Source organism: Fibrobacter sp. UWCM (assembly GCF_900129735.1).
In the GTDB taxonomy this organism is placed as follows: Bacteria; Fibrobacterota; Fibrobacteria; order Fibrobacterales; family Fibrobacteraceae; genus Fibrobacter.
Genome location: NZ_FQWR01000005.1, coordinates 83610 through 98707, shown reverse-complemented (window position 1 = coordinate 98707; position 15098 = coordinate 83610). Strand labels below are relative to the sequence as shown.

The 15098-nt window shown below is 51.4% G+C and carries 15 protein-coding genes and 1 pseudogene; 5 read left to right on the top strand and 11 right to left on the bottom strand.

Translation table 11 applies throughout. The features are described from left to right. Positions 1–65: 65 nt before the first annotated feature. Together BUB22_RS16305 and BUB22_RS16300 are read right to left on the bottom strand one after the other, a co-directional pair. Positions 66–185 (bottom strand): annotated as a pseudogene (locus BUB22_RS16305) (ATPase); the annotation flags it as partial. 142 nt (positions 186–327) lie between these two features. Next, on the bottom strand, positions 328–585 hold the full coding sequence (locus tag BUB22_RS16300; RefSeq protein ID WP_139258723.1) for a hypothetical protein: 258 nt from the start codon (positions 583–585) through the stop codon (positions 328–330). Positions 586–677: 92 nt separating this feature from the next. Here BUB22_RS16300 and BUB22_RS04970 point away from each other — a divergent pair, with 92 nt between their 5' ends. The 3 genes from BUB22_RS04970 to BUB22_RS04960 are packed head-to-tail and all read left to right on the top strand — an operon-like array spanning position 678 to position 3270. Further along, positions 678–1469 carry a hypothetical protein gene (locus BUB22_RS04970; protein ID WP_073114175.1) on the top strand — a complete coding sequence of 264 codons (792 nt, stop codon included), beginning with the start codon at positions 678–680 and terminating at the stop codon, positions 1467–1469. A 34-nt stretch (positions 1470–1503) separates the two neighbouring features. Continuing rightward, on the top strand, positions 1504–1965 hold the full coding sequence (locus BUB22_RS04965; RefSeq protein ID WP_073114174.1) for a hypothetical protein: 462 nt from the start codon (positions 1504–1506) through the stop codon (positions 1963–1965). 18 nt (positions 1966–1983) lie between these two features. Beyond that, a complete protein-coding gene (locus tag BUB22_RS04960) occupies positions 1984–3270 on the top strand; it encodes a hypothetical protein (protein ID WP_139258721.1) in 1287 nt (428 codons plus the stop codon). Positions 3271–3386: 116 nt separating this feature from the next. Here BUB22_RS04960 and BUB22_RS04955 read toward each other — a convergent pair whose 3' ends face one another. The 7 genes from BUB22_RS04955 to BUB22_RS04930 form a co-directional block, all read right to left on the bottom strand. Continuing rightward, positions 3387–6140, bottom strand: a complete 2754-nt coding sequence (locus BUB22_RS04955; RefSeq protein WP_083535395.1) for a TIGR02171 family lipoprotein — start codon at positions 6138–6140, stop codon at positions 3387–3389. A gap of 95 nt (positions 6141–6235) precedes the next feature. Further along, positions 6236–7219, bottom strand: a complete 984-nt coding sequence (locus BUB22_RS04950; protein ID WP_072807678.1) for an AAA family ATPase — start codon at positions 7217–7219, stop codon at positions 6236–6238. A 122-nt stretch (positions 7220–7341) separates the two neighbouring features. After that, entirely contained in the window at positions 7342–7983 is a 642-nt protein-coding gene (locus BUB22_RS04945; protein ID WP_175547240.1) for a hypothetical protein, read from the bottom strand. A gap of 80 nt (positions 7984–8063) precedes the next feature. Further along, positions 8064–8801, bottom strand: a complete 738-nt coding sequence (locus BUB22_RS04940) for a hypothetical protein (RefSeq protein ID WP_139258716.1) — start codon at positions 8799–8801, stop codon at positions 8064–8066. Positions 8802–8992: 191 nt separating this feature from the next. Further along, positions 8993–9163, bottom strand: a complete 171-nt coding sequence (locus BUB22_RS17045; RefSeq protein WP_254794639.1) for a hypothetical protein — start codon at positions 9161–9163, stop codon at positions 8993–8995. Between the two features lie 5 nt (positions 9164–9168). Further along, complete coding sequence (locus BUB22_RS17040) at positions 9169–9330, bottom strand: hypothetical protein (RefSeq protein ID WP_254794638.1); 162 nt, start codon at positions 9328–9330, stop codon at positions 9169–9171. Between the two features lie 25 nt (positions 9331–9355). After that, the gene (locus BUB22_RS04930; RefSeq protein WP_083535394.1) at positions 9356–11071 is read right to left on the bottom strand and encodes an MATE family efflux transporter; all 1716 of its coding nucleotides are present in this window, start codon (positions 11069–11071) and stop codon (positions 9356–9358) included. Between the two features lie 189 nt (positions 11072–11260). Between BUB22_RS04930 and BUB22_RS04925 the strand changes: the two genes are divergently transcribed. After that, positions 11261–12151, top strand: a complete 891-nt coding sequence (locus BUB22_RS04925) for a patatin-like phospholipase family protein (protein ID WP_073114169.1) — start codon at positions 11261–11263, stop codon at positions 12149–12151. A gap of 69 nt (positions 12152–12220) precedes the next feature. Here the strand turns inward: BUB22_RS04925 and BUB22_RS04920 are convergent, their stop codons facing one another. Continuing rightward, positions 12221–12982, bottom strand: a complete 762-nt coding sequence (locus tag BUB22_RS04920) for a DNA alkylation repair protein (protein ID WP_073114168.1) — start codon at positions 12980–12982, stop codon at positions 12221–12223. Between the two features lie 56 nt (positions 12983–13038). On the opposite strand from BUB22_RS04920, the gene BUB22_RS04915 reads away from it, so the two are divergent. Further along, entirely contained in the window at positions 13039–14208 is a 1170-nt protein-coding gene (locus tag BUB22_RS04915) for an acyltransferase (protein ID WP_073114167.1), read from the top strand. Here the strand turns inward: BUB22_RS04915 and BUB22_RS04910 are convergent. Beyond that, positions 14180–15091, bottom strand: a complete 912-nt coding sequence (locus BUB22_RS04910; RefSeq protein WP_073114166.1) for a hypothetical protein — start codon at positions 15089–15091, stop codon at positions 14180–14182. The genes BUB22_RS04915 and BUB22_RS04910 overlap by 29 nt on opposite strands. Positions 15092–15098: the final 7 nt, after the last annotated feature.

Genomic DNA, 15098 nt, shown 5'->3' with positions numbered 1-15098 from the left:
TAAGGGAGATGGCCGCGACGTTCTCAACCTGCGACTTGCGAGGCTCTCAGCCCGCGACACTCGCCTTACGGCACTTCGACGCTGTCGAGAATCTTCTGCACCACAGTTTCAGCAGAAACTTCTTCCGCTTCGGCCTCGTAGCTCAAGATAATGCGGTGGCGGAGCACTTCCATGGCGACGGCCTGCGGAAAACCGCCTATAGGCTGCAAAATAACGCCCGCAAGCCTCGGAGAAGCCGTCTAGGAGCGGGAAAAACGCATCTATTTACATACTAAAACACCAAAAAAGTTCAATTAGTATGCAATCCGTAATCAGCATTCACAGACCCTACATACCAATTTTCCCGAAGCAATGTTTTAGTATGTAAAAAAACAGCCAAAACACAGACAAACTAAGCAAAAATTGCCCTAATTTCGTCATCCGCGACCCCATTTGGGACACTTTTCGCTCTTTCGCAACCTTTTTTACATACCAACCACCACTATTTGCGTCTTTGGTATGTAAGCCCCCGCAAAACAGACGTTCAAAAGTCAAAAAAAATGCTATCCAACTGCCGCCTAAAGCATCAACTTGTTTTTTTGCCACACACTTTGTATATTATGAACACATAAGCGTTGATATTGTCCGTTAAAACGGCGTATCAGCGCTTTTTTGTTTCACAGAAAAAAGGAACGGAAATGGCAGACCAACTCATTCAAATCGCCAACGAGCGGATTCAGCAACTGATCGAACTGAAGGCCAAACTCCCCAAGGGAAAGCAACCCACAGGAAGATTGCGAGTCATAACCAACCATGACCGGTCGCAATACTATCTCGTAGACAAGGGCAGCAACTCTAACGGAAAATACCTCCCCCGCAAAGAACGACGCAGGGCGGCGGCAATCGCGCAACGCGATTACAACGCGGCTGTTGCAAGCATCATCGGCAGGCAAATCATCGCACTCAACAACCTGACGGAGAATTACCATCCCGAAGAAATCGACACCGCGTTCACGGGGCTACCCCCCGGCCGCCGCCCCCTTGTGACGCCCGTGCGTGAGCCCGACGAGGATTTCATCGCTGCATGGCAGCACCTCCCCTACACCGGCAAGCCCTTCGAAATCAACGCACCCGAATTCTTCACGAACACGGGCGTGCGCGTCCGCTCAAAATCCGAGATCATCATCGCGGACGCCCTCGACCGCGCGGGCATCCCCTACCGCTACGAATTCCCCGCAAGCATTAAGGGCTGGGGCACGCTCTACCCGGACTTCACCTGCCTCGACGTTCGCACCCGCAAGGAAATCATCTGGGAGCACTTCGGCCTGATGGGCGACACTGACTACACCGAAAATGCCCTCCAGAAAATCGCGCATTACGCCGCAAGCGGATACATCCTCGGCAAGAACCTCATCGCAACATTCGAAAGCAGCACCACCCCGCTCTCCGCAAAACAGGTGCAAGGATACATCAAGGCACACTTCAAATAAAACCGCATAAGAATTAAACTATAATTCTTCTTAAATGAAATCGCTCTTAAAAACAATCCTTCTTTTGGCATGCTACATATACGCAGAGCCAGCGCTGCATTTTCACGGGCAAAAGTGCGACATATCGTCGGAGCCTTCCCTGCAAAAGGAAATCCAGGCGATTGACGATTCCCTATACGCCCGTTGGAGCAAGGGTGAATTCACCATCCCGAAAATACCAGACCTTTGCGGCTGCACTTGTGCAGGCAATATCGAGCATTGCTGCTACGACGACGCCATCTCCATTACGTCCGCTCACGATATCGGCGAAAATTTCTGGCTCTTTGACTATTGCGGAATCGAGGATTCCACCGCAACGTTATCCAACAAACTAAGTACCGGACCAGCATATACCATTCTCGTCCCCAAAACGGTCCTTTGGAAAAAGATAAAGGATTTCAAGAAACACGCCCATAAAATCCAAAAAGATTGCTTGAAACTCCGCAAAAAGAAGTAATCCGAAAAGCGAGGTAACATGAAAAAGTTGCTTATCCTAGCCACATCTTGCGCCATGGCATCTGCCGCATTCGCGCAGAACGCAAAATCCGCAGGCATCACCGATACCGACGTAAAGAGTTGGGCCAAGAACTACAAGCAAATTCAGAACGAGTTCAGCGATGCAGGCATCTCGCTTGACGAAGCGGGCTTCTCGCGCGATGACATCGGAGGCACAAGCAAGCAGGATAAGGCGAAGGCCGAAACTATCCTGCAGAAGTACGGTATCGCGGCACCAAACCGTTTGAACAAAATCGCAATGATAAACCAGTGCGCATCGCTTGTCATGGCCGAAGCGGACATCGATGCGAACACGATGGCAACACTCAAGCAAATGGGCGTCGATCCGTTCGCCGAACTAAAGCAGAAAACCAACCAGAAAGACTGCAAGGTCGTGAAGGCGAACGAAAAGGCAGTCATCGCCGCGACGAACGGAATAGACGATTCCGCGGGCAATGCAACTGCAGCTAGCACAACTGCGGGCGCCGCACAAGCAGGTGGCTCGCCCTCCACAAATGCTTCCGCAATCAACGCCGGAAAATCCAACGGCATACCTAAAGACTACGCAGAAAGCATTGTCGCGCAGATGCGCGCAAGCGACCCCAGCATGACCGACGAAGACGCCGAAATAATGGCTCAGACCATGAGAAAGCAGCCCACCTACGCAATGCAGCAAGCCCAGTGGGAATCGCAACAGCGCGCGGTTGCAGGCGAAGCGCAGAAGAGCGCACAGGATGCCGATGCAGAATACAAGCAAATCGAAGAAACGGCAGTCAAGTTCCGGAATGCCATTGAGGAATTCAGCAAGAGCAAGGGCGACTGCGGGCTCATCTACAAGAAGATGGACAAGGCAAGCGCCGCAAAGTACGTAAAGAAGGCTCCACAGGAATGGGAAACGCTCATGATTCGGGTAGATTCCGACATTCTCGCATTCATCGGCGTCAAGGACAGGAAAAAAGTTGAGTTGACCTTCGACTGGGAAGAGCCCAAGATTACGAAGATGGCAATCGGTGGCACCGGCTACGCCGCATCCAATGTCGAAACAACGGAAACAAGCAAGAGCATTCCCATCACCATCACCAATATCGAACTGTACGAGACATCCGACAAGAGCAGCACAGCAAAGGAATATGTCATCTCGACAAAGGAAGGCAAGGTCATTCACCTCTGGCAGAAATGGGACAACGAAAAGGTGACAAGCAGCGTCAACTTCAACGGACTGAAGAATGCCTCTAGTTGGAGCTGGGGTGAAACCGGCGGGAACTAAAAAAGAAAACTATACAAGGATCCTGCGCAACATTCCCTGGCTATTGAACTGGATCGAGATACTCGCATTCATCATCACGAGAAAACGCATTGGCGACAGAATCGCCAAGACAGATGTCATCGCGAAATAACATTTAGCAGCGAATCTAATCGGACAGACAATTGTTTCGCGCCAGCAACACTCAGATGGTCGCAATCGTTCGTCATTGCATCCGTGTAGTCATGTGCTCCGAATTTATTCTCGTCCATCAAGGCGAAATGAGGATACACATTCGCTAACGAATCAAAATACGCAGCCACTTTCATCGCAAGGCTTCTACTAACTCCATGCCGTCCATAACTTCCCGTATTAGCATATTCCGGAGATTGCGGGAAAATCAACCCAACTATTTTAAACCCTTTGTCCTGCGTACTATCAATAAAAGCAGTCAAGCTGTCAATACTTTTCATAAAACGTCGGTACTCACCCTCTCGCATAATCGAGTCCCGATCAATTATAGGTTCATCCCCCCAACCATGTGATTCCTTCTTAAGCAATCCGCGCGTACTAACATAGAGCAACGAATCTTCGCTCGTATATGGGACATTCGCATCAACAACCCGCACAAAGTTTTCTGGCACTCCATCCTTCCAGAAGTTATGGTTCTTATCATAAAAGTATCCCGATGCTTGCCCTAATGCAGTTTGATTTCTGGCATTCAATGACTGATTCATCAAATCATACGATATTTCGAATATTAAATATTTCAAATTCCTTGTATGCGGCACGAAATAGTTTTCCATCAAATAGAGACCAGCCCATATATCTCCGCCTGGATATCCAAAATTAAGCGCCTGTTTCGAAATATATGCGGGATCAAATCCACTTTCCGTGCGAGAACTACCTACAGCAATCACCTCCAAGGAATCATGCATATCCCAGAACATCCGCATTTTCAGCCCTACAGTTCTTAAGCCACCCTGATAAATAGGGTCCCAATACATGCCGGCACTGTCCAAGTCAAAATAGCCATCACCGAAAGGAACTTCCGGCATCACCCATAAATTTGGATGCCATAACTCCTCGCCATCAACCAAATCCACCACGCTAGAATCAAGAACATTCACTAGTACAAGTTTTACGTGTTCACCTTTTGCATTAACTAGCGCAGTCACCACCCAATTATCACGATTGACCCATTCCGGATGGTCAAACGAATATCCTTTCGGTGCTGGAATTGCATGTATCAACTTTCCGGTACTATCAACAACTAGCAGCCGTTCGTGTACACCATACTTCTCGTTAGCAAACGCCCTTCCCACATCACCGCCAAAATCAAGAAAAAGCGTTTGATTATTTCCATCCTTCGAAAGCGACGCATTACACGCCTGCGCACCACCATACCAGATTTCATCCTTACCATTTCTATGCACACGAAGGCGGCGCGCACCTGAAACAGCATAGCGGTCAGCCAGTGACACACCCCCATGATAGGCACCCACCAAAATTTTCTCCGGTTTCCCGAACTGCTCATTTGAAAAAGGAACCATCCATGTTCCACTCGCAAAAAAATCAGCGTCATTGCTATTGTCACCGGCATTATCAACATAAACGATAGAGGTATCTCCATATTCACTTACATACCAACGAGGAATTGCCGCATTCTCCACGTCAAGCTTGATAAGCCGACCGGCCGCATTCAGGCTCCTCACATATACCGAAGACGGGCCACCGACACCTTCCATCCCCGTACAAAAAGCGACCTTATTGCCATCTGGAGAAATTTCCGGATGATAAACGGGCACACTATCAGGAATCTCAACAACACCAGGCATTCCTCCATAAAAATCCACATACGCCAAATTACCCGACTTATCGTTCCTAAACGCAAGTTTCGAATGGACGGTTCCCATTTTTTGACGAATATCCGAAGAAAATGTTTTCAATGTCACTGGATTCAAAGCGACATCACCACCAGCATCCAGCCAAGTGGCATGCGGAATTTTTCCAAAAGCAAGACGAAAGCCCATATACGACGAAAAAGCCGAAGCCTGCACCGGATAGACATCCTTCCTGCCACCTAAGTCCATGTTGTTCGCCGACTGATACACAGAACCTCCCTTTACCACCTTCTCAAGCAAGATGTTCCCCGCTAGCGCTCCCATGCTGTTCGCGATAGTCGCATCAACAATATCGCCAGCCCAGTCATTTGTCAGTTCAAGCACGTTTCCTGCCAGGTCACAAAAGCCTAGCGAATCCGGGAAAGCGCAAGGCGCATGAATCTCGTAATTCGAATTCGACGAATTCCAACTATACTGCCAAGGATTCCACGACAGCGATGCAGCCATCACCCATTCCGCCTCCGTTGGCAAGCGGAAACCATCCACATCCGTACGAACCGCAAGGCCCTCCAGATTCACGAAATGTGAACTCGAGTTAAATAATTGCCGGTGATAGGTATAAACTGTATCATAACCAAGCGATTTACTGTAGGCATTTGCAAAAAGCACGGCATCATAATATGTCACATTAGTCACTGGCAAGTCGTCTTGCGCACAATCCAAAACGAAATACCAATCTTCTTCCCTAGCGACAGCATCAAATTCTCCACACGTCACTTCGTGAATTCCAAGCGAATAATCATAATCCAATTTTACCCGCATCCGGCCATCGCCCAACAGGACATATGCCCCGTTAGGCGCGACACGCATCATTCCCGGCCTAAGGGAATCGACCGATATCACAGGCACCTTGACCGAGTCAACTGCCAGGATGCCCGCATTTTCGCTGGAATCCCCCACACATTCCATCTGGGAATTCGAGCACGCCCCCAAAAGCGCCAAAGCGAGAATGGCGCAGTACTGCATAAATAGGGGCAGCCAAGGTTTCATGGTTTTTAAAATAGAAAAAGATCGCCCCGATAAGAGACGTTCTTTTTTCAAATGATTTCTGCGCGGGTTTAATGCGCCAAAGATGACCGCGAAGTTTACGGAACCTCAACAGAATCCAGAATCTTCTGCACCACAGTCTCGGCGGAAACTTCTTCCGCTTCGGCCTCGTAGCTCAGGATAATGCGGTGGCGGAGCACTTCCATGGCGACGGCCTTCACGTCTTCGGGCGTCACGTAGGCGCGGCCCTGGATGAACGCATGGGCCTTCGAAGCCTGGGCAAGACCGATAGAAGCACGCGGAGAGGCGCCCACTTCCACAAAGCCCACCAGGTCGCTGCGCTTGATGCTGCCCGGATCGCGGGTCGCAAGCACCAGGTTCACGATGTATTCGCGCACGCGTTCGTCCACGTACACCTGCTTCACCAGCTGGCGGGCGGCAAGGATATCTTCCTTCGTGGCGACGGCCTGCGGCTGGCGGAGCCCCGCACCGGCGACGGCGTCCAGAATCTTCATTTCGTCGGCCTTGTTCGGGTAGCTGACCTTCACCTTCAACAGGAAACGGTCCACCTGGGCTTCGGGCAGCGGATACGTACCTTCCTGCTCAATCGGGTTCTGCGTAGCGAGCACCAGGAACGGCTCGTCCAGCTTGAACGTCTCATCGCCGATGGTGATGTGGCGTTCCTGCATGGCTTCGAGCAAGGCGCTCTGCACCTTCGAAGGAGCACGGTTGATTTCGTCGGCCAGCACCAGGTTCGTAAACAGCGGGCCCTTGCGGGTCTCGAACTTCGCTTCCTTCGCGTTGTAAATCGTGGTACCCAGCAAGTCCGCCGGCAACAGGTCGGGAGTGAACTGGATGCGCTTGAAATCCAGCGACACGGCATCGGCAAAAGCCTTCACCGCAGTCGTCTTGGCAAGGCCCGGCAAGCCTTCCAGCAGCACGTGACCGTCCGCCAAAATACCCGTCAGAATGCTTTCGACCAGAGCCTTCTGGCCAATCACCGTCCCTTCCACTTCACGCAGCAAGTTCATGCAAAAAGCGCTCTGCTGGCGCACCTTTTCCGAAAGTTCCTGAATATCCATTTAGTTAACCTCTTCTGTTTTCGCGAATTAAGATACAAAATTCCGCGGAGAAAAGCAAATAGGGGATTAAGTTGGCATAACTTAGAGCTTAGAACTTAGACATTTTGCCCTTTTTTAAAAGCCTAGCCATCAGAATCAAAGCCATAATTTACCATAAAATAAAAGCGATTTCTCGGTTCATCAATTTCCCGTCCATATCGCAACTCTACCGAGAAAGCCTTATACGCCAAATAAATTCCGGTACCAAACTCATGATAAAAACCCGTAGCCGGAGAACCTAAACCAGCTTCATTCTTATCTACACCGTGGGCATTACGCGAAATGTGTTCACTTAGCCCCACTCTAAGATTTTTACTTACAGGATATTCTTCGATTAACATCAATCCGCCGTAAATAGGGACTTGCTTGTCAACCACTAAAACAGACATACCGAACCAGCCTTGAACGCCTACGTATTCCCATCGGGAACCAGCAAGGCCGCTTATCGAATAAAGATTTTCCGAATAAAGTCCCAGAACCAAATGGCTGTATCTAAACAAAAGAGAAACATCTAAATCACCAAAGAGTTCTACATCAGAATAGTCACTCTGCAACCGATTCTTGCCTCGATGGAGGTCACCGATTTTAGCGGTCCCTCCAACAACAATATCACCTTCGTCTTCTTTCACATTCATAAACTGTGCCGCAGAAGGCGGATGACTTGAGCACCCCGCAAGCAGCAGGGAGCACATAGCCAAGACTATCCATAAAATTCCGCGAGCCATTATCTATAAAATAGAATATCTAGGCAAAAACCGAATTCACTCCATCCAACAATTTGCAAGCTTCATCAAACAAAACGGACTTACAAATACAGCCCTAATCGGATGTCGCACTTGATGCCGGCAAAATCGGCGTAGTTCATCCACACGGCGCAACCGGCGCTCACGCCGTTGATAAGCACGTCCTCGTCTTCGATGATATTCTTGCGGTTCTGCAATGTATGTTCGTAGCGCACGCCCACTGAATAATGGTACAAGGGTTCAACACGATCCTCGCTATCGAACGGCCTATAAGATGTCACGCCTATACCAACTTCGGGCGCGATTTTCCAGATGCCGTTCATGTCGATTGGCGGCCTGTAGAATAATTCCCCATTGATGAAGTACATCGACGCATTCGCTCCCCCGCCCGCCATTGCGTAAAACTCACCAAACCGGAAAACAAAGCCGAAAACAAGATCCAGCCCAAACATTACCTCCCTATCTTCGGCGACAAACGGAGCAGTCAAGGACAATCCCAAATAATGGTCCTTGTAATTCCGGTTTTTCTCGTTCCACTTTTTCCTGTTCTCCTTGAGTGTGCGCTCCCTCTCCCGTTCTCTCGCCTCGCCTGCACCTTTCTCGTCTGCCGCCTTTCTCCGCTGGCATTCCGTATCGTCCTTGTCGCAAGAAGTCGCCCAATCAGCAAGGCCCAAAATCACCTCCAGTACGGTAGGCTTTTCGTCCTCGCTATATGATTTTGAAGAACCCGCCCATGCTGGAAAAACAAGCATGCACACGCATACCAGAATCATCCACAAATTGTGTTTCGGCGAGAACATAACTAACCCCCATATTCATGAAGATATATTAACGCGCTTGAAAATGAGCGTAGGTTATCAGCAAATTCCGTGCGTTCGTCGGGATTATTTTAAAGATGCCCGCCTACGCGGGCATGACAAGTAAAGCGGCGGGGATGACTAGTATAGCGACGGGGATGACAAGTAAAGCGGCGGGAATGACATACCGTCGTTTATTTCTTCTTCGCTTTCGGGGCGGGCAGTTCCGGCAACATCACGTCCAGGAGCTTCGCCAAGAACTTGCTGTCTTCAATCTGGTCGTTAGTCACACGGAGCATGGGCTTCGCACCTTCGTAGGGTAACTGCTTTTTCGCGTTCGGCAACAGCTTAAGCGCCGCCGGCACGGGCTTCACCAGCAAGCGGTCATCATAATTCCGCCGAAGACTTTCCCGTCAGCATACAGAATGTACTCGCCCATCATCTTGCGGGTGGTCACGCGGAAGGCGCCATTGGGCAATTCAGCATTGAACTGCGCCACGATATTGTCACGAAACTTCTCTGAACTCGGCATGGTTACAACACAACAATTAGTTTGACTAGCGGTCAAACCGGAAAACGTGCCGGTTGTAGTTCGACGTAAGCAGGTACTGCTTTTCGCGCTGGACCGTCATGAACATGTTCACCAGGTAGGCGCGCAGACCCGTCACCGACTGTTCCAAATCGGTAAGGTCCATAATCTTGCCGTCGTCCTTGATAACAAGCACAAAGTCCTTTTCGCGCAAGAGCACGGCAAATTCGACAAACACGCGGCGGCCGGCATTGCGTTCGTAAACGCTCATGCCCATCTCCTCGAGCAACAGCATCGCCTTCACGACACTCATCTCGTTCACCGACTTGCGCTTGAGCAGTTCCCCCACGCTGTCGCGGTAGGCAATCAGGTTTTCCGGTGTCAGGAGCATGTCGTGCATGTGCCAGTAATCCGCAACCGTGAGGTGTTCGAGCAACAGCGGGAATCGCGCCCTGCCATAAATCAGCACCTGTACGCCCGCGCATAGCCCCATCGCCAAGAAGGGAGCCGCGCCAAAGCCCAGCCACACGTATTCGCCGCCCCACAGCGCACCCGCACCCATCACGCATACGACAGGGCTCAGGAACATCACGAAGAGAATGAATATGAAGGAGAGCACCGGCTTTTCGTGCACGTGGAACGCCGCGTAGATTTTCACCAGAGCAAGCGGGCATAGGCCTACGGCACACGCGCGTATCGCAAAGGCCATTTCGCCGGCAAGTTCCTCGGAACGGATATGGAACACGTGCGTGAGCAGCGGGGCACAAAACAGGAGAATCGCGGTCGCAAGCAGGCTCTCCTTGAGCACCGTCCAGTTCACGAAGCGCATCACTTGGAGCACTCCACGGTCATTATCTTCGCCACGATAGATGTTTATGAGCGGTTCCGCCGCCATCCATATGCCGTTAAACACGACGCTCAGTTCCACGATTTCGTAAACAACCGAAAGCACCGTAATGCGGTCACTGCTGAAATTTGCAACAAAGTAAAGGTTCATGAGACCAGCGAACAGCGCAAAGAAAAAGAACTCGCACGCCTCCGCGATGCTGAACCGGATTACCGACATGGAATCGCGCATGTTAAAGTGCCACACGAACCGGAGCGAATTGTTCTTGCGGGCAAAGTGCGTACAAAGTACTATGATGCTGAGCATCACCGACAGGAGCGTACCGAGGGCAATCCCGGACATTCCCATGAACCGACAGAATATGCACGAAAGTACGAGGTTGCCGAGCAGGAGCGCGGCATACGAGGCCTTGCAGGTTCCCGTGTCGCCGTCCACGTAGACCATCTCCTGCAACGTATTGTTCAGCGGGATAATGAAGGCGAGCCCTAGGAACCAGCCGTAGAACTCGTTCACGTAGTTGAGCAGTTCGGGTTCAACCTCCATGACGCCGAACATGATTCCCTTGCCTGCAGAAAACAGCACGACCATGAACACGCCGACAATAAACGAGAGAATAAGGCTCTGGCCAAAAAAGCGGTCAGCCTTCTCCTTGTTCATGCGCCCCAGCTCGATGGAATAGCACACGAGGCTCCCCACCATCACGACGGCGCTCATGAAGAATATGAACGAGAATAGCGGAGTGAAGAACGAGATTGCAGCAAGTGCGGTATCGCCCAGGAACTGCGCCGCGACCACCTTGTCGATGAACACGTTCACGAATTCAGCACAGACGGATACCGATGCCGTAAAGAGCATCGACCTGAACCGGCGACCACTAAATGATTCCCTGATACGCATTTCAACAGAAAATATAGATATTCCGGACCACCCGACCCAAGCCTAAAACCGGAACGACCTCGCCTTCTACCCCAAAAAGTGACCAAAATGTAGAAAATCTTTTACCAAGAAACAATGTTCCGGCCGGATAAAAATAATTATTTTATACGCCATTCAAAGAACAACGTTATCTACAACAGGAGTAATAGAATGAAACTCGGCATCTCTATCACCGGCGGCGGGGCGCTCGGAATCGGGCCTCTCCAGTTTATGTGCCGCCTTGAAGCGGATCTCGGTAAAAAGAAGACTCTTGCAAGCGTCGGCGATGCCTTTGCGGGCACGTCTACCGGTTCCATCGTAGCCACCGGCCTTGCAAACGGGATGTCCGCAGAAACGCTCTACAACCTGTACAAGGATAACCTTCCCAAGATTTTCAAGAAGGTCAGTTCGACCCGCATATTGTCGAAGAGCTACTACCGCTACGACAATTCGTACCTGAAGAAGATGCTCCAGGAAAACTTCAAGAAGCACATGTACGAATTCAAGAAGCCCGTCTACATTCCGGCAACGTTCCTGAACGGCAAGAGCGTGGAAAAGGTATGGGGCAAGGACGACGGCGATACGCCGCAGTGGTTCGCCGTGCTTTCGAGCTGTTCTGCGCCCACGTACTTCAACACCGTGAGCCGCGAATGGAAGGGCAATACCGAAACCTACTGCGATGGCGGCATGTGGGCGAACGACCCCGTCATGGTTCTCGAATCCGCACTGGTCAGGTACAAGGCCTACAAGGGCAACCTGCGCATCATCTCGTTCAACACGGGAATGGACCACCCGCCTGCAGAACTCACGGACAAGAGCATCATCGGCTGGGGCAAGTACATTCTCGACGAATGGGTGGCACGCACGGGCAACTCCGGCAAGTTCATGGCGAAGGCGAACCTCGGCAAGGACAACGTACTGCGCCTCGCTCCCAAGGTAACGAAGCCTTACGAGATGGACAACATGAAGATTATCGACGAAGTTTCGGACATCTGGGACAAGTACTACGACGAAGTCGGCAAGGATGTCGTCAAGTTCATTACAGAAACCCCGGAAAAATAACAAGAACTTACACCTCAACACACAATTTGGGGCAGCCCCTCGGCTGTCCCAAATTTCTTTTGCCCGAAACTACTTCAGGGCGCGCAGTATCTTTTTCTGCTCGTCGGTAATGCGGTAGCTCTCGCAGGCCTTCTGGATAGTCTTCGCGTGAATCCAGGGCGAAAGCCTGCGGTTCTTAATATAGAGGAAGGTCGCGTTCCACTGCTTGGCGAGCGCGGTCGCGAAGTACCAGGCGATTACCATCTGCACATAGTAGCGGTCCGTGGCACGTACCTTACCGCCCGCGGCACCGGTATCGGAATCGCAAAACCGGTTCTCGTCTATCGCGGCTACCATTTCCAGGTGCTTTTTGTCGAAACGTTCGTCCAGGAAAAAGTTCATGAGCATGTTCACGCCGAAGCGCACCGTGTAAGGCTCGCGCGACTTGAGCCACGCCTTGATGCGGGCCAAAAAACGAGCCTCATCCCTGAGCAGCGCCTTCGGGGACTTGCCGTCGCAAACCGCCCAGTTGTCTATGTACGGCAAAAACTGCTCGATACGGCGCAGGCACTCGTCCGCATCCTTGATGCGCTCGACCACAAGGAGGTGTACCTGGTTTTCTTCGAAATACTTGTGCGGGAGCTTGTCCAAGAAGCGTGCAACATCGGCCGGCACGGATTTTGCGGCCGCGGAACCAGCCGCCGCGAACTCCTTCACAATCTTCCTCATCGTGGGCACCCGCACGCCGATAATCGTCTTCTTGTTGATATTCGGCAGGAGCGACGCGTGAAAATCGCGGTACTTGAGGTCCTGTTCGGCCAGGAGGCGCTTGACAAGTTCGGCAGGGGTCATAGAAAAAAGATAGATAAATTATCTATCTTTCTCACACTAATACCCAAAGGGGCGATATGTCTAGAACCGCAACCAGAAATCACGCCATTGAACTTGTAAGGATCATCGCATGCCTGCTTGTCATCATGGCGCACATCCAGGTCGTCATCAACGACGGCAATTCCATTGTAACAGGGCGGCTTTTCTTCTCGACCATTATCGCCGACGATGTCCCACTCTTCCTCCTGGTGACAGGTTTCTTTTTTTTCCACCGGATTCACTCGGACAGCGACATCGTCCCGGCATTCCCGCACAAGGCAAAAACGTTCCTTAGCCGCATATACATTCCCACCATCGCCTATATAATTATCAACATCCTTTACCGCTATTTTACCGGGCCGCAAGGCTCCATTTTGACAGCCGACTGGAACTACCTAGGCAGATTCGTCTTCAGGCTCGCCCCTGGCGACCACCTGTGGTATATCTGCACCTACATGTCCTTCGTCTTCTTTTTCCCGATGCTCGCCTTCGTCTGCCAGGACACTCCCCAAAAGAACAAGGTGAGGCGCACCTTGCTCGGCATCGCCATCGGGTGTGCCGTAATCACCGACGTCCAGTACTTTTTCAAGATGAACTTGCTCGACATAGACAAGTACCTCTGGGGCTACTGCACCATCTTCCTGATTATCGGGTACGAACTCTCCCTGTTCGTGCGCAGGTTCGATAACCGGAAAATGAAGCTCATCCTTGTCGGCCTCGGATTGTATATCCTCGGAATTGCCGTGAAGATCCTGCTGCAGAAATACATGCACGCCGAGTACGGGTATATCCAGAACCGTTTCCGCTGGCTCCAGTGCTCGCCCTGTTTTGTAACTGCGACCGGGCTCTTCATCACAATCTACACGCTAGGTTCCTTCATCAAGGCGCACGGGATTCCCGCCAGAATCATCAACTTCATCGGTTCGTGCACCTTCGCCATCTACCTGTTCCATTACATCGTCATCCGCGAAACCAAGACATGGCAATTCGAACTCATTAGCAAATTCTCCAACATATCGACATTCCCGAATACCGCGGCCTACTACTTCTCCTTCGCGTTCATCGTACTTGCGATTACCTTCGTCATCGCACTCATTTTCAGGTTTGCCGTAGAAAAACCGGTCGCATGGATTTTCGACCGGAAGAAAAAATCCGGCATCCACGCCGGCCCTTCTGGCGCTATTCCGGATTCGAATCCTTCGTCTTGATTCTCGCGCTCAAATAACTGAGCACCAGGTTCTGCCACACCACGTAGCACGTGGGGGCGAGCGCCACCACGGGGCCTGCGTACAAAGTAGAAATCCAGATGACGAGAGTCGTGTTCTTCTGCCCCATGCTCTGCGCGCTTTCAATCGGGCGGCGGTTCCTTTCAACATACCACCCGAGGGCATAAAGCAGTATGCAGAGCAAAAGCGAAATCCCCGCCATCATCGGGAGCTTGCCGCTATTCCACAGGTCCCAGAATCCCATCTCGCGTATGTCGTAACTTGCCTTCGCGAGGATTACGAATACCGAGAAAGTCCACACGAACATCGTGTATTTCTGGAACTTTGCCGCACGGTCGGCGAGTTCCGGGTAAAAAGCGCGGAGCCCGAGCGCGAACGCCAGCGGGATACTGATGATGGGCTGGATGGTGTTGAAAATCTTCATCGAGATTTCGCTCAGGCTCGCATCGGCGCCGGTAAGGTACCCGAAAACAATCGGGATGGAGAAGCACGCGATGAGGTTTCCGCTCAGGAATATCTTGAGGGCGAGCGACGCCGAACCGCCGAGCATCTTGGCCATCGCGGGGGCGGCATTTGCAGGCGGGCAGAGCGCGATGATGGCCCCACCGAGCAGTACCTCGCGCGGGAGGTCGAACAGCTTCACGATTCCGGCAAGGGCGGCGACAAGCAAAAGACTCACCACGAGCGCCCGGATTTCAATCTTGAAGGTATAACCATGCGTCTGCGGGGGAATTTTCGTCACGAAGGTCAGGAACATCATGGTGCCGATCAAAAACGGCATTATGGGCGAAAGCACATGCGCCTGCGGAATCAGAATTCCGAGGAGAATCGCTACAGGCATCAAAATGGCACGCAGGTTCTTCATAACGCGC

Excerpts from the sequence above, each read along its gene's own strand:
- BUB22_RS04970 (WP_073114175.1), top strand. The coding sequence starts at position 678 with ATGGCAGACCAACTCATTCAAATCGCCAACGAGCGGATTCAGCAACTG.
- BUB22_RS04965 (WP_073114174.1), top strand. The coding sequence starts at position 1,504 with ATGAAATCGCTCTTAAAAACAATCCTTCTTTTGGCATGCTACATATAC.
- BUB22_RS04960 (WP_139258721.1), top strand. The coding sequence starts at position 1,984 with ATGAAAAAGTTGCTTATCCTAGCCACATCTTGCGCCATGGCATCTGCC.
- BUB22_RS04955 (WP_083535395.1), bottom strand. The coding sequence starts at position 6,140 with ATGAAACCTTGGCTGCCCCTATTTATGCAGTACTGCGCCATTCTCGCT.
- BUB22_RS04950 (WP_072807678.1), bottom strand. The coding sequence starts at position 7,219 with ATGGATATTCAGGAACTTTCGGAAAAGGTGCGCCAGCAGAGCGCTTTT.
- BUB22_RS04945 (WP_175547240.1), bottom strand. The coding sequence starts at position 7,983 with ATGGCTCGCGGAATTTTATGGATAGTCTTGGCTATGTGCTCCCTGCTG.
- BUB22_RS04940 (WP_139258716.1), bottom strand. The coding sequence starts at position 8,801 with ATGTTCTCGCCGAAACACAATTTGTGGATGATTCTGGTATGCGTGTGC.
- BUB22_RS17040 (WP_254794638.1), bottom strand. The coding sequence starts at position 9,330 with ATGCCGAGTTCAGAGAAGTTTCGTGACAATATCGTGGCGCAGTTCAAT.
- BUB22_RS04930 (WP_083535394.1), bottom strand. The coding sequence starts at position 11,071 with ATGCGTATCAGGGAATCATTTAGTGGTCGCCGGTTCAGGTCGATGCTC.
- BUB22_RS04925 (WP_073114169.1), top strand. The coding sequence starts at position 11,261 with ATGAAACTCGGCATCTCTATCACCGGCGGCGGGGCGCTCGGAATCGGG.
- BUB22_RS04920 (WP_073114168.1), bottom strand. The coding sequence starts at position 12,982 with ATGACCCCTGCCGAACTTGTCAAGCGCCTCCTGGCCGAACAGGACCTC.
- BUB22_RS04915 (WP_073114167.1), top strand. The coding sequence starts at position 13,039 with ATGTCTAGAACCGCAACCAGAAATCACGCCATTGAACTTGTAAGGATC.
- BUB22_RS04910 (WP_073114166.1), bottom strand. The coding sequence starts at position 15,091 with ATGAAGAACCTGCGTGCCATTTTGATGCCTGTAGCGATTCTCCTCGGA.